General features: G+C 64.5%; 14 protein-coding genes and 1 pseudogene. 11 read left to right on the top strand and 4 right to left on the bottom strand.

Going from position 1 to position 18,076, the window contains the following annotated elements; translation table 11 throughout:
* Window positions 1-14: 14 nt before the first annotated feature.
* Window positions 15-1,826 (bottom strand): monovalent cation:proton antiporter-2 (CPA2) family protein, encoded by a 1,812-nt coding sequence (locus M3O59_RS19775; RefSeq protein WP_116904812.1) that lies wholly within the window; start codon window positions 1,824-1,826, stop codon window positions 15-17.
* Between the two features lie 545 nt (window positions 1,827-2,371).
* Here M3O59_RS19775 and mgtE point away from each other — a divergent pair.
* Complete coding sequence (mgtE, locus tag M3O59_RS19770) at window positions 2,372-3,739, top strand: magnesium transporter (RefSeq protein WP_116904814.1); 1,368 nt, start codon at window positions 2,372-2,374, stop codon at window positions 3,737-3,739.
* 154 nt (window positions 3,740-3,893) lie between these two features.
* Window positions 3,894-4,430: a hypothetical protein gene (locus M3O59_RS19765; protein ID WP_249047033.1), complete on the top strand. Its 537-nt coding sequence runs from the start codon at window positions 3,894-3,896 to the stop codon at window positions 4,428-4,430.
* A gap of 7 nt (window positions 4,431-4,437) precedes the next feature.
* Here the strand turns inward: M3O59_RS19765 and M3O59_RS19760 are convergent, their stop codons facing one another.
* Window positions 4,438-4,575: a hypothetical protein gene (locus tag M3O59_RS19760; protein ID WP_181920403.1), complete on the bottom strand. Its 138-nt coding sequence runs from the start codon at window positions 4,573-4,575 to the stop codon at window positions 4,438-4,440.
* Window positions 4,576-4,721: 146 nt separating this feature from the next.
* Between M3O59_RS19760 and M3O59_RS19755 the strand changes: the two genes are divergently transcribed.
* The 9 genes and pseudogenes from M3O59_RS19755 to M3O59_RS19715 all read left to right on the top strand — a co-directional run bounded on the left by M3O59_RS19755 (window position 4,722) and on the right by M3O59_RS19715 (window position 16,150).
* A complete protein-coding gene (locus M3O59_RS19755) occupies window positions 4,722-7,430 on the top strand; it encodes a bifunctional acetate--CoA ligase family protein/GNAT family N-acetyltransferase (protein ID WP_064628981.1) in 2,709 nt (902 codons plus the stop codon).
* A gap of 106 nt (window positions 7,431-7,536) precedes the next feature.
* The gene (locus M3O59_RS19750) at window positions 7,537-8,577 is read left to right on the top strand and encodes a DUF475 domain-containing protein (RefSeq protein ID WP_064628982.1); all 1,041 of its coding nucleotides are present in this window, start codon (window positions 7,537-7,539) and stop codon (window positions 8,575-8,577) included.
* A 1,225-nt stretch (window positions 8,578-9,802) separates the two neighbouring features.
* Window positions 9,803-12,301: a ribonucleoside-diphosphate reductase subunit alpha gene (locus M3O59_RS19745; protein WP_116904815.1), complete on the top strand. Its 2,499-nt coding sequence runs from the start codon at window positions 9,803-9,805 to the stop codon at window positions 12,299-12,301.
* 179 nt (window positions 12,302-12,480) lie between these two features.
* Complete coding sequence (locus M3O59_RS19740; RefSeq protein ID WP_064628986.1) at window positions 12,481-13,524, top strand: ribonucleotide-diphosphate reductase subunit beta; 1,044 nt, start codon at window positions 12,481-12,483, stop codon at window positions 13,522-13,524.
* A 69-nt stretch (window positions 13,525-13,593) separates the two neighbouring features.
* A complete protein-coding gene (locus M3O59_RS19735) occupies window positions 13,594-14,433 on the top strand; it encodes an ImmA/IrrE family metallo-endopeptidase (RefSeq protein WP_249047034.1) in 840 nt (279 codons plus the stop codon).
* Between the two features lie 14 nt (window positions 14,434-14,447).
* Complete coding sequence (locus M3O59_RS19730) at window positions 14,448-14,930, top strand: flavodoxin (protein ID WP_116904818.1); 483 nt, start codon at window positions 14,448-14,450, stop codon at window positions 14,928-14,930.
* Window positions 14,902-15,228 (top strand): thioredoxin family protein, encoded by a 327-nt coding sequence (locus M3O59_RS19725; protein ID WP_054318877.1) that lies wholly within the window; start codon window positions 14,902-14,904, stop codon window positions 15,226-15,228. The genes M3O59_RS19730 and M3O59_RS19725 overlap by 29 nt, the downstream gene beginning before the upstream one ends.
* Window positions 15,229-15,256: 28 nt before the next feature.
* A complete protein-coding gene (locus M3O59_RS19720) occupies window positions 15,257-15,709 on the top strand; it encodes a hypothetical protein (protein WP_064628995.1) in 453 nt (150 codons plus the stop codon).
* Between the two features lie 37 nt (window positions 15,710-15,746).
* A pseudogene (locus M3O59_RS19715) lies at window positions 15,747-16,150 on the top strand (acyl-CoA thioesterase).
* A gap of 21 nt (window positions 16,151-16,171) precedes the next feature.
* On the opposite strand, the gene M3O59_RS19710 reads toward M3O59_RS19715, so the two are convergent.
* Together M3O59_RS19710 and panE are read right to left on the bottom strand one after the other, a co-directional pair.
* Window positions 16,172-16,687: a hypothetical protein gene (locus tag M3O59_RS19710; RefSeq protein WP_064628997.1), complete on the bottom strand. Its 516-nt coding sequence runs from the start codon at window positions 16,685-16,687 to the stop codon at window positions 16,172-16,174.
* A gap of 404 nt (window positions 16,688-17,091) precedes the next feature.
* Entirely contained in the window at window positions 17,092-18,030 is a 939-nt protein-coding gene (gene panE, locus M3O59_RS19705) for a 2-dehydropantoate 2-reductase (RefSeq protein ID WP_116904819.1), read from the bottom strand.
* Between the last annotated feature and the right edge of the window lie 46 nt (window positions 18,031-18,076).

Genomic DNA, 18,076 nt, shown 5'->3' with positions numbered 1-18,076 from the left:
CTTCTACGAAAAGGCTAGCGATCCTGTGTAGTGGGCGCGGGCTCGCTGTCCACATCCGCCTTGACGTCGGCTTCGAACAGATTCATCAGATCGGCGCGGGCATCGCGCGAGGTCTGGATCACCTTGGCTTCGTCGTCGTAGACCAGGTGCTGGCGGCGCAGCAGGTCTTCGTCGTGCTGGCGGAAGCGTTTGACGTGGTCCTGCGCCAGTGCTTCGCCCAGGCCGAGCGAGGTCAGCACGCGTTCGCCCAGTTCCAGGCTGGAGGCGAACACTTCGCGGAACGGTTCAGCGCCCAGGTCCATCAGCTTCCAGGCGTGCTGACGATTGCGCGCGCGCGCCAGCACCGTGGCCTGTGGGTACAGGCGGCGGATCAGCCGCACCGTCTTGATATTGGTTTCCGGGTCGTCCACCGCGATCACGAACACCTTGATGCGATCAGCGCCGGCGGCGCGCAGCAGTTCGGGGCGGGTGGGGTCGCCGTAATACAGTTGGCTGCCGAAGCGGCGCAGGTCTTCCACCGTGTCGGGGTTATGTTCCAGCGCCACGAACGGCACATGCCGCGCGGTGAGCAAGCGCGCAACCACCTGGCCGAAGCGGCCCATGCCGGCGACCAGCACCTTGGGGGTCTGCGCATCGATGGTGTCGAATGGCCGATCGGTTTTGGGCGCGCGCAGGCGCAGCGGCCCGTTGAGGATGCGTTGCATGCCCAGCAGCAACAACGGCGTCAGCGCCATCGATACGCCCACGATGGCCACCAGCCGGTCGTGATTGGCCGGGTCCAGCAAGCCCACGCGGTCGGCTTCGTTGAATACCACGAAGGCGAATTCGCCGCCCAGCCATAGCACGCTGCCCAGCATCAGGCTACTGCGTAGCGGCAGCTTGGCCACGCTGCCGATGCCGACCAGCAGCGAGAACTTCACCGCCAGCAAGATCGCCACGCCTGCGGCGATCAAGCCCGGCTCGGCCACCACGCGGTTGAGGTCGATGCCCATGCCCACCGAAATGAAGAACAGGCCCAGCAGCAGCCCTTCGAATGGTTCGATCTGAGATTCCAGTTCGTGGCGGAATTGCGAATCGGCCAGCAGCACGCCGGCCAAAAACGCGCCCAGGCTGGCGCTCAATCCGGCCTCCTGCATGATCCACGCCGTGCCCAGCACGACCAGCAAGGCGCTGGCGGTGAACACTTCCGGCATGCGCGTGCGCGCCACCATGTTGAACAGATGGCGCAGCACAAAGCGCCCGCAGAGAATCACCAGCGTCAATGCCGCGACCGCCTTGGCCACGTCCTGCCATTCCAGCGTGGCGTTCTTGCTGCCGCCGAGCAACGGAATGGCCGCCAGCAATGGAATGGCGATCAGATCCTGAAACAGCAAAATGGCGAACGCCAAGCGCCCGTAATCGCTGCCCAGCGCCTTGCGTTCGGACAGTAGCTGCAAGCCGACTGCGGTGGACGACAAAGCCAGCGCCACGCCCACGATCAGCGCGCTCTTCCAGCCCAGCTGGGCCGCCATCAGCAGGCCGCCCAGGATCACTGCGGTCACCAGCACCTGGGTGGCGCCAGCGCCGAATACCGAATGCCGCATCACTTTCAAACGCGCCGGCGACAGTTCCAGGCCGATCACGAACAGCAGCATCACCACGCCGATCTCGGCCGCGCCGCTGATACGTTCGGCGTCCTGGACCACGCCCACGCCGTCCGGGCCCAGCACCACGCCGGCAACCAGATAGGCCAGCACCGCGCCCAGGCCGAAGCGCTTGAACACCGGCACTGCCACGATGGCGGCCAGCATCAGCACCAACGCCAGTTCCAGACCACCGCTATGCATGTGCACTCTCCGTTGATGTGCGCATTATGCCGCGCGCGGTCGGCTGCTGGCCTGGATCGGCGTGCGCTGCGTGCAACTGTGTGGATTGGCGGTGTGCTCTGGTTCGGTGATGCAAGCCGGCAGCACCGCATCGCGGGCAGCAATTCCCACGTCGTCCGCATGACTGAGCCGTATGGCGCCACGTCGTTCCGCATTGCACGCGTGCACGCAGCCGCCGTTGCAGGCAATGATCCACCGTCCTGGTCGGTCGCGCACGGCCGGTAGTCGGGTGCAATGCAGTCGCTTGTCGACATGACAGGCCCTGCGTTGTGGCGTCCGCCTGGACGCCCGCTGAGCATCGCCTAAGCAGGGCATTGACCAAGCCAGCTCAGGCGCGCAGACTGCGCCGCGCCGCCGCCCGGATCACCGGCCGGTATGCGCCTTCGGAGCCCTACCCATGTCCAGCGACAGTCACCCTAGACCCGGGTCGATGACCCAGCTGGCGCGCGCCTGAGGCTCAGGTTCGCCGGCTGTCATCGACGACGGTCGTCACCAGGCGAACCACCATGTACGAGCAAACCCTGCGCCTTGCCCAAGGCGTCGATGCACTGACCGCACCCCTGGCCGAGCGCAACACGGCCGATGCGGTGGAATATCTCAACACCCTCGACCGCGACGACGCAGCGCACGTGCTGGCCGCGTTGCCGTCTCCGCGTGCAGTGAAGCTGCTCGAACAACCCGAGCTGCGCGATGCCAGCGCGCTGGTGGCATTGTTGCCGGCCGAGCAGGCCGCCTCCTTGCTCGGGCAGATGGCCGACGACCGTGCCACCGACATCTTCCATGGCCTGGATGCCGAGCAGCGTCAGCCGCTGCTGTGGTTGCTCAGCGCCGAAGCGCGGCTGTCGATCCAGGCGTTGATGCGCTACCCGCCCAACACCGCCGGCGCGCTGATGACCACCGAGTTCGTGGCGGTACCGGCCGACTGGACGGTGGGCCGCACCCTGCAGCACATCCGCGAAGTGGAGCGCAGCCGCGAGACCGTCTACGCCATCTATCTGCTCGACCCGCACAGCCGCGTGCTGACCCAGGTGGTCACCATGCGCCGGCTGATCACCGGGGCTGCGGATGCGCCGATCCTGGAGGTGGCGCAAGTCAATCCGCCGGTCACCGTGGACCCGGCGCTGGACCAGGAAGAAGTGGCGCGGCTGATCCGCCGCCACGACCTGCTCGCCATTCCGGTGGTGGATGCGCGCGGCCATGTGCTCGGCATCGTCACCGTGGACGATGTGCTGGATGCGTTGATCGCCGAATCCACCGAAGACGTGCACAAGTTCGGCGGCATGGAAGCGCTGGACAAGCCCTATATGCAGATTGGCTTCGGCCAGATGATCAAGAAGCGCGCCGGCTGGTTGAGCGTGTTGTTTCTGGGCGAAATGCTCACCGCCAGCGCGATGCAGCACTTCGAGGACGAGCTGTCCAAGGCGGTGGTGTTGACCCTGTTCATTCCGTTGATCATGAGCTCTGGCGGCAACTCCGGCTCGCAGGCCACATCCTTGCTGATCCGCTCGCTGGCGCTGCGCGAAATCCGCCTGCGCGACTGGTGGAAAGTGGCGCTGCGTGAACTGCCCACCGGGCTCACCCTGGGCGCCATCCTGGGCGTGCTTGCGATCGTGCGGATTGCGATCTGGCAAAACGCCGGGCTGTACGACTACGGCCCGCATTGGCAGATGGTGGCGCTGACCATCGGCGCGGCGCTGATCGGCATCGTCACCTTCGGTTCGCTCTCCGGCTCGATGCTGCCGTTCGTGCTGCAACGCTTCGGCTTCGACCCGGCCAGCGCTTCGGCGCCATTCGTGGCCACATTGGTGGATGTCACCGGGCTGGTGATTTATTTCAGTATCGCTGCGGCAATCCTGAGCGGGACGTTGTTGTAGCGTCTGGTTTCCTCCCAGGCAAGGCGCTGGCGATGCGAGGCAGAGTGCTGTGGTCCGTCGTGTGGGCTGGAATGTTATCGATCGTCATGCCGCTGCCGGGCTGGGCCGAACCGGCCCAGCCCAGCCTGCAGGGTGCAGCTACGACCGTGCGGCGATGCTGGCGTTGGATGAAAACGCCTTCGATCAGGATCTGCAGGGCGGCTGGCGCACGATTTCCGACCGTCCCGGTTGCGCGCTGGCCGCGGCCGACCTGCTGCGCGACTACCGCCAGGCGCATGCGATTACCGGTGGCGTGGTGACCTGGCACGAAGGCCAGATGCGTGCAGAGGCCGGGCAATCGGCGCAGGCGATCGCCTTGTTCGAACAATCCTACAAGCCTGCCGATCAGGATGCTGCGGGGTGGAATCCGTACGTCGCCGCAATGATCGCGTTCCTCAAACGCGACCGCGCCGGCGTGGAAGCCGCACGGGCGCGACTTGCATCGGTCCCGTATCCGAAGGACAAGGACATGCCGCCCTTGCAGGATGGCTACATGATCCTGCCGGCGACATCGGGCCGGCCCGAGATAAAGGCGCGCTGGCCACCCAATCTGGATGTCGTCGATGGCCTGCTCAAGTGCTACGACGAATCTTATTCGGTGGCCTACGGCGCCGAGCGTTGCAGCACGTCGACCTCGACATTGTCGAAGTAGTCAGGCATCAACGGGCTTGCCGCAGCAACGCGCTGCGGAAGACATCACGCCGGCGCAGGCAGTGCTGCACTGCCCAACCAACCAACACATCGCCAGCGCGAACGGTTATCAGCAAACCGCTCGAACGATTGTCGATGATGGCCATGCCGCAAGACGGCTGCGCCGCGTCCCTGATTGCAGGGCCTGCATGCACCCATCGGCCACCGCCACTCCGCGTTCGCCCCCCTTGCCCCATGCCCTCGCACGCCAGTGCGTGTACCGTAGCGCGATGGCTTCCGCGTCCCCCGCACGATGAGTACCTACCACCTGCAGCAGGTCTTTCGCCCCAGCACCGTGGCAGTGGTGGGTGGCAGCCCGCGTGAGCGCTCGGCCGGGCGCGCGGTGGTGCGCAACCTGCGCGCGGCCGGCTTCCCTGGCCAGATCGGTTGGGTGAGCCCGCGCTATACCGAAATCGATGGCGTGCGCACGGTGGCGCGGCTGACCGATCTGCCGTGGGTGCCGGATCTGGTGGTGATCACCGCGCCGGCGCGCATCGTGCCGCGCATCGTCTCCATCGCGGCGCGGCGCGGGGTGGCCGCGGCGATCATCCTCACCGCCGGCCTGGGGCACGGGCCCGGCTCGCCCGCTGCACGCATGGAGGCGGCTGCGCGGGCAAAAGGCATGCGCATCCTCGGCCCGCACTGTTTGGGTGTGATCGCGCCGCACGCGCGGCTCAATGCCAGCATCGCCGCGCATTGCCCGCAGGCCGGCGACCTGGCGTTGATTTCCGAATCCAGCGCCATTGCCGCCGCGCTGGTGGAGTGGGGCGTGGCACGTTCGGTCGGCTTTTCGGCGGTGGTGTCGCTGGGCGATACGCTGGATGTGGATTTCGGCGACCTGCTCGATTATTTCGCCACCGACTACCGTACCCGCGCCATCCTGCTGTATGTCGAACGCATCGGCGATGCGCGCAAGTTCATGTCGGCCGCGCGTGCGGCGGCGCGTGCCAAACCCGTCGTGGTGGTCAAATCGGGGCGCCAGTTCCGCATCAACCCCAATGCCGACACCCACGCGCAGGCGCTGGCCGGTTCGGATGCGGTGTATGGCGCCGCGTTCGCGCGTGCCGGCCTGTTGCGGGTGGGCGCGCTGGACGAGTTGTTCGCCGCCGCCGAAACCCTGGGCCGGCTCGGCAGCTTCCCCGGCCGGCGGTTGGCGATCCTGAGCAATGGCGGCGGGGTGGGGCAGCTGGCGGTGGACCAGCTGGTGCTGCGCGGCGGCACCCTGGCTGAGTTGTCGCCCAAGACGCTGGAGCGGCTGGATCAGTCGCTTCCCGAAGGCTGGTCGCGCAGCAATCCGGTGGACATCATTGTGGATGCCGATGGCGCGCGCTACGCCGCGGCGATCGAAGCGCTGCTGGACGATGCGGAAAACGACGCGCTGCTGGTGGTCAACGTGCCCACTGCGTTTACTTCCTCTGCCGATGCGGCCAAGGCGCTGACCCGCGCGCTGGACCAGCGCAACCGCTATCAGCGCGACAAGCCGGTATTTGCGGTGTGGTTGGGCCAGGACGATGCGGCCATCGCCGCGCTCAACGCCGCGCGCGTGCCCACCTATGCCACCGAATCGGATGCGGTGCGCGGCTTCACCCACCTGGTGCGCTATCGCGAGGCGCAGGCGGCGCTGATGGAAACCCCGCCCAGCCTGCCGGAAGACTTCGTGGTGGATGCCGGCATCGCCCGCACCGTGGTCGATGAGGCACTGGCGGCCGGGCGGCGCTGGCTGGACCCGGTGGCCACCAACCGGCTGCTGGCCGCCTACGGCATCCCGATCGTGCCGCTGCAGGTGGCCGCCACCGCCAACGAAGCCGCATTGCTGGCAGACCCGTTACTGGCAGTCGGCCGCACGGTCACCCTGAAGGTGTTGTCCAGCGAGATCGCGCACAAGTCCGACGTGGATGGCGTGCGGTTCAACCTGTCCAGCGTGGCGGCGGTGCGCGAGGCGGCCACCGGCATCCTGGCGCGTGCCCGCGCCGCGCACCCCAACGCGCTGATCGAAGGGGTGATCGTGCAACCCACCGTGCTGCGGCCCAAGGCGCGCGAGCTGATCGCCGGCATTGCCGACGACCCGGTGTTCGGCCCGGCGATCGTGTTCGGCCGCGGCGGCACTGCTGTGGAAGTGATCAACGACCGTGAGCTGGCCTTGCCGCCGCTGGACCTGCGCCTGGCCCACGAGCTGATCGGCCGCACCCGCGTCTCGCGCATCCTCAAGGCGTATCGCGACGTGCCGGCCGCCGACGAGCGCGCGGTGGCGCTGGTGCTGGTCAAGCTGGCGCAGCTGGCGGCCGACATCCCGGAAATCACCGAGCTGGACATCAACCCGCTGCTGGCCGACCGCGATGGCGTGATTGCGCTGGACGCGCGCGTGGCGGTGGCGCCGGCGCGCAAGCTGCACAAGGGCCGCGGCCATCCGCGCTTTGCGATCTTTCCGTACCCCAAGGAATGGGAGCGCCAGATCGGCCTGGGAGATGGCACCCACGCGCTGGTGCGCCCGGTGCGCCCGGAAGACGATGCGCTGTTCCGCGCGTTCTTCGCGCGGGTCACCGACGAGGACCTGCGGCTGCGCTTCTTCCAGTCGGTCAAGCATTTCAGCCACGAATTCATCGCGCGGCTGACCCAGCTCGATTACGCGCGGTCGATCGCGCTGGTGGCCATCGACCCCAAGACCGGCGACATGCTCGGCGCGGTGCGCCTGCATGCCGACGCCGATTACGAGGGCGGCGAGTACGGCATCCTGATCCGCTCCGACCTCAAGGGCCATGGCATCGGCTGGCAGTTGATGCGCATCATGATCGAGTACGCGCGTTGGCTGGGCCTGAAGCAGATCGAAGGCCAGGTGCTGCGCGAGAACCGCACCATGCTGGCGATGTGCCAGAGCCTGGGCTTCGGGGTACGCCCGGATCCGGACGATGCGACCCTGATGGCGGTGACACTCCCTATAATGGGCGAGCCGCGCCCGGCCTGACCTTCGCGTCACGCCGCGGTTCCCCCTCCTCACCGCATGCCGGATCTGCCGGGCCTTGCCCTGGCCCGTTGTTTCGGCTGTCGTCTCGGCCCGCCTGGGAGTGTCAATGTTTCGCGATTTCAGAATGTCGTTCTTGGTTACAGCCGTCTGCCTGGGCGTTGCTGCCTGGTGGGGCCACACCACCTCCATGGGCCTGTGGCAGGCGCTGTGGCTATGCCTGGTGCTGAGCGTGCTGGAAGTGTCGTTGTCGTTCGACAACGCGGTGGTCAATGCCGGTGTGCTCAAGCACATGAACGCGTTCTGGCAAAAGCTGTTCCTCACCGTGGGCATCCTGATCGCGGTGTTCGGCATGCGCCTGGTGTTCCCGATCGTGATCGTCTCGGTCGCCACCGGCATGGGCCTGGTGCCGGTGATGCAGATGGCGCTGAAGGAGCCGGAGCGCTACAGCCAGGTGCTGACCGACAACTACCCGTCCATCGCCGCCTTCGGCGGCATGTTCCTGCTGCTGGTGTTCCTGAACTTCCTGTTCGACCAGGAGCGCAAGCTGCACTGGCTGGGCCCGGTGGAGCGGCTGGTCGGCAAGCTGGGCAAGGCCGATGCGATGTCGGTGATCGTGGCGGTGACGGTCCTGCTGTGCACCAAGCTGTTCCTGCCCGAGGTCATCTTCCAGAGCGTGCTGTTCGCCGGGCTGGGCGGCATCCTGCTGTATCTGCTGGTCGGCAGCGTGGATGCGCTGTTCGAGTCCGAAGAGAGCGAAGACGGCATGGGCCCGGCCAAGCGTTCGGGCATCGCCGCGTTCTTGTATCTGGAAGTGCTGGACGCCTCGTTCTCGTTCGACGGTGTGATCGGTGCGTTCGCCATCACCCGCGACGTGGTGATCATCATGCTGGGCCTGGCGATCGGCGCGATGTTCGTGCGCTCGATGACGGTCTACCTGGTGCACAAGGGCACCCTGGACGAGTTCGTGTTCCTGGAGCACGGCGCCCATTACGCCATCGGCGTACTGGCGATCATCATGCTGGTGGGCACCGTCTACCACGTGCCGGAAGTGCTGACCGGCCTGATCGGGGTGGCCTTCATCGCCGCCTCGGTGTGGTCCTCGATCCGCTACCGCAAGCGCCACCACGTCGGCCCGACCGAGATCTGAGGCCGCTACGCCCTCAATCAGACTTGAAGATCGCCAAGCGATCACGATAGGCACGATGCAGGCGTCGCTATCTGATTGCTCATGACGGACAGATCGGGCAGAGAGCGGATCGTCTGTGCCGTTGCTGCAGGGCCCTTGCCCGCCCACCATCGCAGGACACGCCGTGAATCCGTCCATGGAGGCTCTGGCGCGGCATCCATGCCGCTCAAGGTCCCGCGATAGTGAGCGGGCAAGGACCAGTCGAGATGGTCGGTGTGCTCAGTAGGAGCCGTGATTGGTGCGCATTGTTCGGTCATGACGCGCCGGCTCAACACCGGATGCGCAACGCGCTACAAACAGCGTTCACGCGGCCACCGACCAACTGTCTGGTGCGGTGTCCTTGCCGATTGCGGGACCGTTGGCGGCATGGATGCCGCCACCGAGCCCCCATGGATGGGTTAACGGCGTGTCCCGCAAGCGGTGAGGGCACCGCGCGCTCGACCGAGGCTGCTGGGCCCTTGCCCACCCACCATCGCAGGACACGCTGCAAGTACGTCCTTGTAGCCCTGGCACGGCATCCATGCCGCCAAGGGTCCCCCGACAGTGGGCAGGCGAAGACCGGTTGAGATGGTCGGCGTGCATGGTTCAACGAGCAACCGGCAAGACCAACTGTGACCGGCTTCAATATCGCTGCCTGTCACAGCCACCCCGACCGGACCCAACCAGTCAGCAAAAACGCTCGCTCAGGCCTTGACTGCGCACCCGGATTGGGCAGTCCGCGAGGCCGAATCGACCGTTCGTCAGACAGCGCTTTGCGCCACAAGGGTTTGCGGGTTTTTCCCACATTATGTGTTGACCCCTCACCGGGACCCCACTATCTTGGGGCAGTCGGTGGTTGGTCGCACAAGGCGGCCGGACCAGTGGGAGCACGTATCGCGGCGGGGCCGCTGTCGAGGGCCTCCTTGCAGCGGTCGCACTTAGAGACTACAAGCCATCCGGGCCTCGGCCTGGACGCGGCGGCGTGGTCTTGTTGCGCCGCGGTTGTTTCGCCACCGACCACCTCGCGACAGCACACCGCGCGGTGGCGGCCGTGGAATCTCCGGTAAGGAGATGGCTGGTGATGGCGATGCGCCGCAGACTCCTGTCTTGCGTGCCGCTCGCCCCGCACCGTCATCGCTGTCCAGGGAGTCCGGATCCGGTCGCAGCCCGTCCCGAACGGGTTCGTGTGCCTACGCATGGAGGACGCATGACCACCAACGACACCCTTGCCGCGATCGCCGCCGGTACCGCAACACCCACCAGCGCTCCCGCCAGTGTCAGCGCGCCCGGTTGCGGCGCGCCGGAATCCACCGACCCGTCGGATGTTGTGCCGCCTCCCCGCCAAGCCATTGCAATGCACGCACAGACCATCGAAGAACAAAACGTCTCCACCTGGATCACCAAGGAAGCGGGCAATCGCAAGATTCCGTTCGAGCCGGAGCGCCTGGAGCGCGCCATCGACCAGATCCACGCCGAATTCCCGCTGCTGGACGTGGCCGACTACAAGCGCTCGGTGTTCGGCTTTGTCGAACGCAAGGACAGCGTCAACGCCGACGACCTGGTCGACCACCTGATCCGCGAGGCAGAAGCCCGCGTCGATCTGACCACCCCGGAGTGGGAGCACTTCGCTGCGCGTCTGTACCTGCGCCGCCTGTACAAGCGCGCCAGCCGCAACCGGTTCTACGACGCCAGCCAGAAGTACGGTTCGTTCGTGGGCCTGCAGGAAAGCCTGGCCGACCGCAATGTCTATTCCAACGACATCCTGCGCCGCTATTCCAAGGACGAGCTGATCGAAGCCGGCAAGATGATCGAGCCCGAGCGCGACAAGCTGTTCGCCTATAACGGCCTGTATCTGCTGGCCACCCGTTACCTGGCCACCGACAACTCGCGCGGCGTGTTCGAGCTGCCGCAGGAACGCTGGCTGACGATTGCGCTGTACCTGATGCAGGACGAGATCGGCACCGGCAAGGGCAGCCGCGAGCGCCGCATGCAGCTGGTGGGCGAGGCCTACTGGGCGCTGTCCAACCTGTACATGACGGTGGCAACCCCGACGCTGGCCAATGCCGGCAAGGTCGGCGGCCAGCTGTCGAGCTGCTTCATCGACACCGTCGACGACAGCCTGCAGGGCATCTACGACTCCAACACCGACGTGGCGCGCGTGTCCAAGCACGGCGGCGGCGTCGGCGCGTACCTGGGCTATGTGCGTTCGTCGGGTTCGGCGATCCGCGGTGTGTCCAATTCCTCCGGCGGCGTGGTGCCGTGGATCAAGCAGCTCAACAACACCGCCGTGTCGGTGGATCAGCTGGGCCAGCGCAAGGGCGCCATCGCGGTCTATCTGGACATCTTCCACCGCGATATCGAGTCGTTCCTGGATCTGCGCCTGAACAACGGCGACCAGCGTCTGCGCGCGCACGACGTGTTCACCTCGGTGTGCATCCCCGACCTGTTCATGGAAGCGGTCGAGCGTCGCGGCGACTGGTACCTGTTCGACCCGCACGAAGTGAAGCGCATCAAGGGCTGGTACCTGCAGGACTTCTTTGATGAGAAGAAGGGCGATGCCAACAGCAGCTTCCGTCGCAAGTACGAAGAAGTGGTGGCCGACGAGCGCATCACGCGCAAGACGGTCAAGGCGATCGAAATCTTCAAGCGCATCATGGTCAGCCAGCTGGAAACCGGCAACCCGTTCATGTTCTATCGCGATGAAGTCAATCGCAAGAACCCGAACAAGCACGAGGGCATGGTCTATTCGTCCAACCTGTGCACCGAGATCCTGCAGAACATGAGCCCCACGCGGATGATGCAGGAGATCATCAGCGGCAATCAGATCGTCACCACCAAGAAAGCGGGCGACTTCGTCGTGTGCAACCTGTCCTCGATCAACCTGGGCCGCGCGATCATCGCGCAGGACGACCAGGCCGATCTGCTGGGCGCCGACGTGCTGGAGCGCTTGATCCCGATCCAGGTGCGCATGCTCGACAACGTGATCGATCTCAATCAGCTCCCCGTACCGCAGGCCACCATCACCAATCAGAAGTACCGCGCGATTGGCCTTGGCACCTTCGGCTGGCACCATTTGCTGGCGCAAAAGAGCATCCACTGGAATGCCAAGGAAGCCGAGGACTACAGCGACGAGCTGTACGAGCGCATCAACTACCTGACCGTCCAGGCGAGCATGCAGCTGGCCAAGGAAAAGGGCACCTACAGCGTGTTTCGCGGCAGCGACTGGCACACCGGCGAGTACTTCCGTGCGCGCGACTACAATAGCCCGCAGTGGCTGGAGCTGTCGGCGCAGGTGGCGGTCAACGGCGTGCGCAATGCCTGGATGCTGGCAGTTGCGCCGAACATGAGCACCGCGCAGATCGCCGGCTCCACCGCCTCGATCGATCCGATCTACAGCGCGTTCTATTACGAGGAAAAGAAGGACTTCCGTCGTCCTGTCGCCGCTCCCGGCCTGTCGCTGGAAACCTGGCCGTACTACGAAAAGGGCGCCTACCATGTCGACCAGTTCGCCAGCGTGCGCCAGAACGCGCGTCGCCAGCGCCACATCGACCAGTCGATCAGCTTCAACTTCTACGTGCCCAGCACCATCCGTGCGAGCACGCTGCTGGATCTGCACATGACCGCCTGGCGCGAAGGTTTGAAGACCACGTACTACGTGCGCTCCAACGATATCGATATCAGCGAGTGCGAGTGGTGCAGTAGCTAAAGCGCATTCGCGCTTTCGCTTCCACAGTTCGCGTTGCGAACTGTGGACCCTGCTTCATCAGCTCCCACACCCCGCGCCTTTGGCGCGCCCCCTGACTCAGGGGGCTTTCCTCCAGAACGATTGCTGCCGCCGTCCCCGCGTCACGCGGGCGACTGCCCGGAACACGAGTAGAGACCCACATGTCCGCAACACCGCTTGAGCGCATCAAGATCCTGGAGCCGCGTCACCCGAACCGCTCCACCGCCATCATCAATGGCGAAACCTCCGGCATCCTCAACTGGAACGACATCCCGTACCCGTCCTTCTATCGGGCCTACAAGGAGCTGTCGACCAACTTCTGGATCCCTGACGAGGTGGACATGAAGGGCGACGCGCGCCAGTACAACGAGCTGTCGGCGCGCGAAAAGAATGCCTACGATTCGATCATCGGTTTGCTGGCCACGCTGGATTCGCCGCAGACGCGCTTCATCTACAACGTCGCCGAATACATCACCGACCCGGCTGCGCATGCCAATGCCGCGATCATCGGCCAGCAGGAAGTGATCCATAACGAGAGCTACAGCTACGTGCTGGCCTCGATCACCGGCCTGGCTGACCAGAACCGCGTGTTCGAGCTTGCCCGCACGCACCCGACCATCATCAAGCGCAACGCACCGATCATGGGCGCCTACGACGACTTCCTGCGCGACAAGACGGCTGAAACGCTGATCCGCGCGCTGATCCAGTCCTCGATCCTGGAAGGCATCAACTTCTATTCCGGCTTTGCGTATTTCTACAATCTGGTCCGCCAGAACCGCATGACCGGCACCGGCAAGATCATCAGCTTCATCAACCGCGACGAGCTGGCCCATTCCAAGTTCATCAGCGAGCTGATTCGCGCCATCATCGGCGAGAACCAGGCGCTGCAGGGCGATGAGCTCACCGATTACGTGCACAAGGCCTTCGAGCACGCGATCGATCTGGAAACGGTGTGGACCGCCGAAGTGCTGGACGGCATCGACGGCATCGACGTCGACGAGATGATCCGCTACGTGAAGTACCGCGCCAACAAGATGGCCGGCATGCTCGGCATCGAGAAGCTGTACGAAGGCGCCAACGACAACGTGATGCCGTGGATCAAGGCCTACGCCGACAACTTCACCGAGACCAAGACCGACTTCTTCGAGATGCGCAATGCCAGCTACAAGAAGACCAACTCGGATAACGGCTTCGACGATTTGTAAGGTTGGTTGTAGCTCTTTCAGATTTTTTGTTTGAAAGCTAGCCTCTTCTCATCTCACTTTGAGGTAGTCATGGGTAACAAAATCGACGGAGAGGTTAGCGCAAGCAGAATTCTGCTTGGAAATCAGTACGCGCACATCGAGGAACTGGAAGGCGCATGGGAGCTTGCTCATTACCAAAATCCTTATCGTTATGCTGACAGGGACGTAGGCCGTAGGGTCAACGTCGATAAATCTCACAATGATGACTCCATCAAGCTTGCTGTGCGCGCTCTCCATCGCGACCTTTGGAACAGGAGGAATGAGTTTGGACTTGGTTCTCGGCATCGGCCGATCGATCTTCTACGACCTGAGCTAGCAGCAAAAATACTCGGTTATGAATTTCAGGAAGTACCGAGTCTCGGTTGGATGATGCAAGGTCGGAGGCAAATCGCTGTGGCTGGCTTGATTGACCAGGCTAGTCGAACGATTAAGCTTGCCCGAGACATAGAGCCTAGCGTTGCTCGCTTCACTGCAGCTCATGAAATCGGGCACGCGGTTCTCCATCCACATCTATCTGGTCTACATCGCGATCGTCCTCTTAAGGGGGCGAAGATTGGGCGAAATCCCGTCGAGCGCGAGGCTGATGCGTTTGCAACTATTTTTTTGATGCCAGAACGGCTTGTGTGCGAAGAGTTCGGTTGGCGGTTCCTCGGACCATTTGCGCTTAATGAGCAGACTTCTTTTGCGCTGATGGGTCGGCCTCTATGGGAGGTTGAAGAGCTTTTCCCAACACTTCGTCATGTTTCTCGGCATCTGGCGGGTGCTGCTAGTTTCAATGGGCAAAATTTTAAATCATTGGCTGAACTTTTCGGCGTCAGTAATGAAGCCATGGCTATTAGGCTCGAAGAGTTGAAATTAGTAGTCGGATAAGTAACTCGAACCGTATGAAAATTTTGCTGGCCCTGGCATCGTTGAGCGGCAACACCCGTGATGTGGCGCGCAGTGTCGCGCTGCACTGCGAGGTGGCCGGTCACACGGTGACCTGGTTGGAAACCGATGTGCAGCGGCTTGACCAGGTGCCACATGCGCCCGGGCAGTACGATTTGTTTCTGCTTGGCAGCTGGACCAGCAACGGCGGCCGCACGCCGGCAGAGATGAAACGTTTCATCGTCGAGCTGGTCGAGACGTTGGGCAAGCCGCCGCGTGTTGCCGTCTTCGGGACGGGCGAAACGCAGTGGGGCGAAGAATTTTTTTGCGGCGCGGTGCATCGCATCGCGCGCTTCTTCGACAGCCCGTTCCCGTGTTTGACCATCGAACAGATGCCCCACGGCCAGCGCGACGCGCAGGCCATCGTCGCCTGGACCGATACGGTTCTGGCCCAATGCAAGAACGATCCCAATGCAGACCATTACCGTCACGTCGCCTGAGCACTACACCCAGACCCTGGCCGCGCATCCGCGTGCGCTGGTGGATTTCTACAAGGACAACTGCCCGGGTTGCCGCATGCTGGACATGTCGCTGGACAAGTTCGCCAACAGCGATGCCGCCAATGGCGTGGCCTTGTTGAAGGTCAAGCTGGAGGTGGTGGGCGAGGACTTCTTCCGCGACCTGGGCCTGCGCCAGACGCCGACCCTGGCGCTATACCGCGACGGCAGCGAGGTGGCGCGGCTGCCTGGCTTCCAGTCGCCGGCGCAGGTGGAAGCGGCGGTACGCAACGGCCTGTGAGCATGCCGGCTGTCCATCGCAGACAGCAATGCGCACGACCGTCACCATCGTCGCCTGGAGCTTCCTGCTGGCGGGGCTGGGGCTGTTGACCGGTGCGGCGCTATTGCCAAATCAGGCGCGCTGGATCCTATTGCGGTTGGGTGTGGCATTTGGTGGCGTGGGCGGAGGCATCCTCGGCTATCGCGTGTGGCATGCGCGCCGCGCCGCGTGGTTGCGCCGGCATGGCACGGTGGTGGAAGCGAGCTTCGTTGAGGTCGAGCTCAATACCTCGCTGGAGGTCAACGGCAAGCATCCGTTTCGCATTCTTGCCCAACGCCACGACCGCACGCACAACACGCTAACCGAGTATCGCAGCGAAAATCTGTGGACCGATCCGCAGCCGTTCCTGAGTGATGGGCAGGCGCTGCGCGTGTTCGTCGACCCGCAGCGCGCAGCGCGCTACTCCATGGACCTGAGCTTCCTGCCGACGCTGCACAGCTGATCGTGCTGCCTTTCCTTTCTTCTTTCGGTACCGCCTCATGACCAGCGCCACATCCGTGCCACCGATCGAAGCCCGCATGGCCGAGATCGTGTGCCCAACCACACCAACCATATGGGCACGCTGTTCGGGGGACAGGCGTTGGCGTGGATGGACAAGGCCGCGTTTCTGGCGGCGTCGCGTTATGCGCGGCGTGCGGTAGTCACTGCGCGCTCGGATCAGGTGGATTTCAAGTTGCCGATCCGGCAGGGCCAGATGGTGGAAACCGTCGCGCGCGTGGTGTCGGTGGGGCGCAGCTCGATCAAGGTGGAAGTGGAACTGATCGCCGAGGACCTGCTCAGCGGCGCACGCGAGCTGTGTACGCGCGGCCACTTCGTGATGATTGCGCTCGGTGCCGATGGCAAGCCGACGGCGGTGACGCCGTTGCCAGCCGTCGCCGGCTGACTGCGCTTCGGCTGGCTGCGCTTATTCCTCGACCTCGCGGTCTTCGCGCTTGGTCTCTTCCATCGCTTCGGGCTCCAGCTCTTCGGCGCTGCGATTGAGCTTGACGAATACGCCCCAGGCGATCAGCAGCAACGCTGCGCATGAGCCGACCGCGGCCGCATACGGCAGCTTGGCCGGGTCGTCGTGCATCAGCTCGAAGATCGACACCAACGTCTCGATGGCCAGCGCGATCACGATCACCACGAAAAAGCGCGACAGGTAGCGGCGCACGCGCGTGGGCCCGCTGACTTTGACATCGCGCAGGATCTCTTCTTCGAAGATGGTCTGGCCCAGCTCCAGCGTCACCAGTGCCACGGTAAGCAGGCCGATGGCCTCCAGCACCACGTTGAAGCGGTCGCGTACCACCATGTCGCCGCCCGGCGTAAAGCCATGCCACAACTCCAACCCGGCCATCGCCACCAGACCCACCGCGCACAGCACGAAGAACGCCAGGATTACGAAATGACCGGCACGGAACAGGTGGCTAAGCAGCTTCATGATGATGACGGCGATGGAGGGATGCAGAGCATCGTGTGCGTGGCGTCGCGGCGGTGCGAAGGCTACGCCAGGCACACCCGGCCTCATCCGGCGCTTTGCGCCACCTTCTTCCGCATGCGGAAGAAGGGATCTACCGGAGCTAGGCGGTGGAGTGGCAAGAAGGTCGACGCGGCGGCGCAAAGGCCACGGCGAGCAGATGCGCCCTCATCTGGCGCTTCGCACCACCTTCTCCCGCACGCGGGAGACGGATCTGCCGGGGCCAAGTGGCGTAGGAGTACGCAGGCCGTTCTGCCAGTCATGCAGCGGTAGCGATCACTCCCTTCTCCCGCTTGCGGGGGAAGGTGCCCGAAGGGCGGATGGGGGCGAGGCATGCGTCGCATGCGCACAGTCGCCCGCCATCCCCATCAGCTCTGCCGCAACACCTGATACGCCTGCAGATGCACATGCGCCGCCATCAACAATGGTGCATTGCGGCCGGTTTCGCGTACGCGCTTGAGCATGTCGCCGACGATCTGCGCTGCTTCCACGTCCTGGCCTGCTTCCAGGTCGCGCAGCATCGAGGCCTTGAGCGGGGAGTCCACCTGCAGCAGGGTCTGCAGCGCCTTGGCGCGCGCAGCTTCCGGGATCGACTGCCCGGCCGCGTCGGCCGCCCACAGGCATTCGTTGTACAGGCCGTTGATCAAGGCCCGCCCATCGTCGGTGGCGACGATCGCCCCGACCGGCGCGCGCATCAGGCAGGTGGCCGCCGCCAGCGCGGTGAGGAAGCTGTATTTGATCCACTGCTCCTGCGCAATCTGCGCGCTGGCTACATGGTCGATGCCGGCCTGCGTGCACGCCGCGGCAAACGCCTGCACGCGCGCCGAATCCGCGCTGCCATCGCGCTCGCCGAATGTCAGCGATGCCGGCTTGCCCAGATGCAGGATCTCGCCGTGCTCGCCCTTGGTGGCGCTGATGAAGCACAGCCCGCCCAGCACCCGTGCCGCGCCGAAACGCTCGTCCAGTGCTGCGTAATGGCGCAGGCCGTTGAGGATCGGCAACACCGTGGTGTGCGCGCCCACCGCAGGCGCAATCGCCTCGATCGCGCTGTCCAGGTCATAGGCCTTGCAGCTGAGGATCACCAGATCGAACGGTTGCTGCGCCACCAACGCCGGCAAGTCCTGCGTGGTGACATGCGCCACCGGCACCTGTGCATCGCCGAGTGGGCTGCGGATGCGCAAGCCTTCGGCCTGCAGCTGCGCCGCGCGCGCATCGCGCACCAGGAAGGTGACATCGATACCGGCCTGCGCCAGGCGCCCGCCGAAATAACCGCCGGTGCCACCGGCACCGAGGATGAGGATATGCATCAAAATCTCCGTTCAGCTTGATGGTTGGAGCGTGTCGGGGCAGGGT

It is taken from the genome of Xanthomonas nasturtii (genome assembly GCF_023337365.3).
Lineage (GTDB): Bacteria > Pseudomonadota > Gammaproteobacteria > Xanthomonadales > Xanthomonadaceae > Xanthomonas > Xanthomonas nasturtii.
The sequence above is the reverse complement of the archived record's forward strand: the minus strand, read 5'-3'. Positions and strand labels throughout refer to the sequence as shown.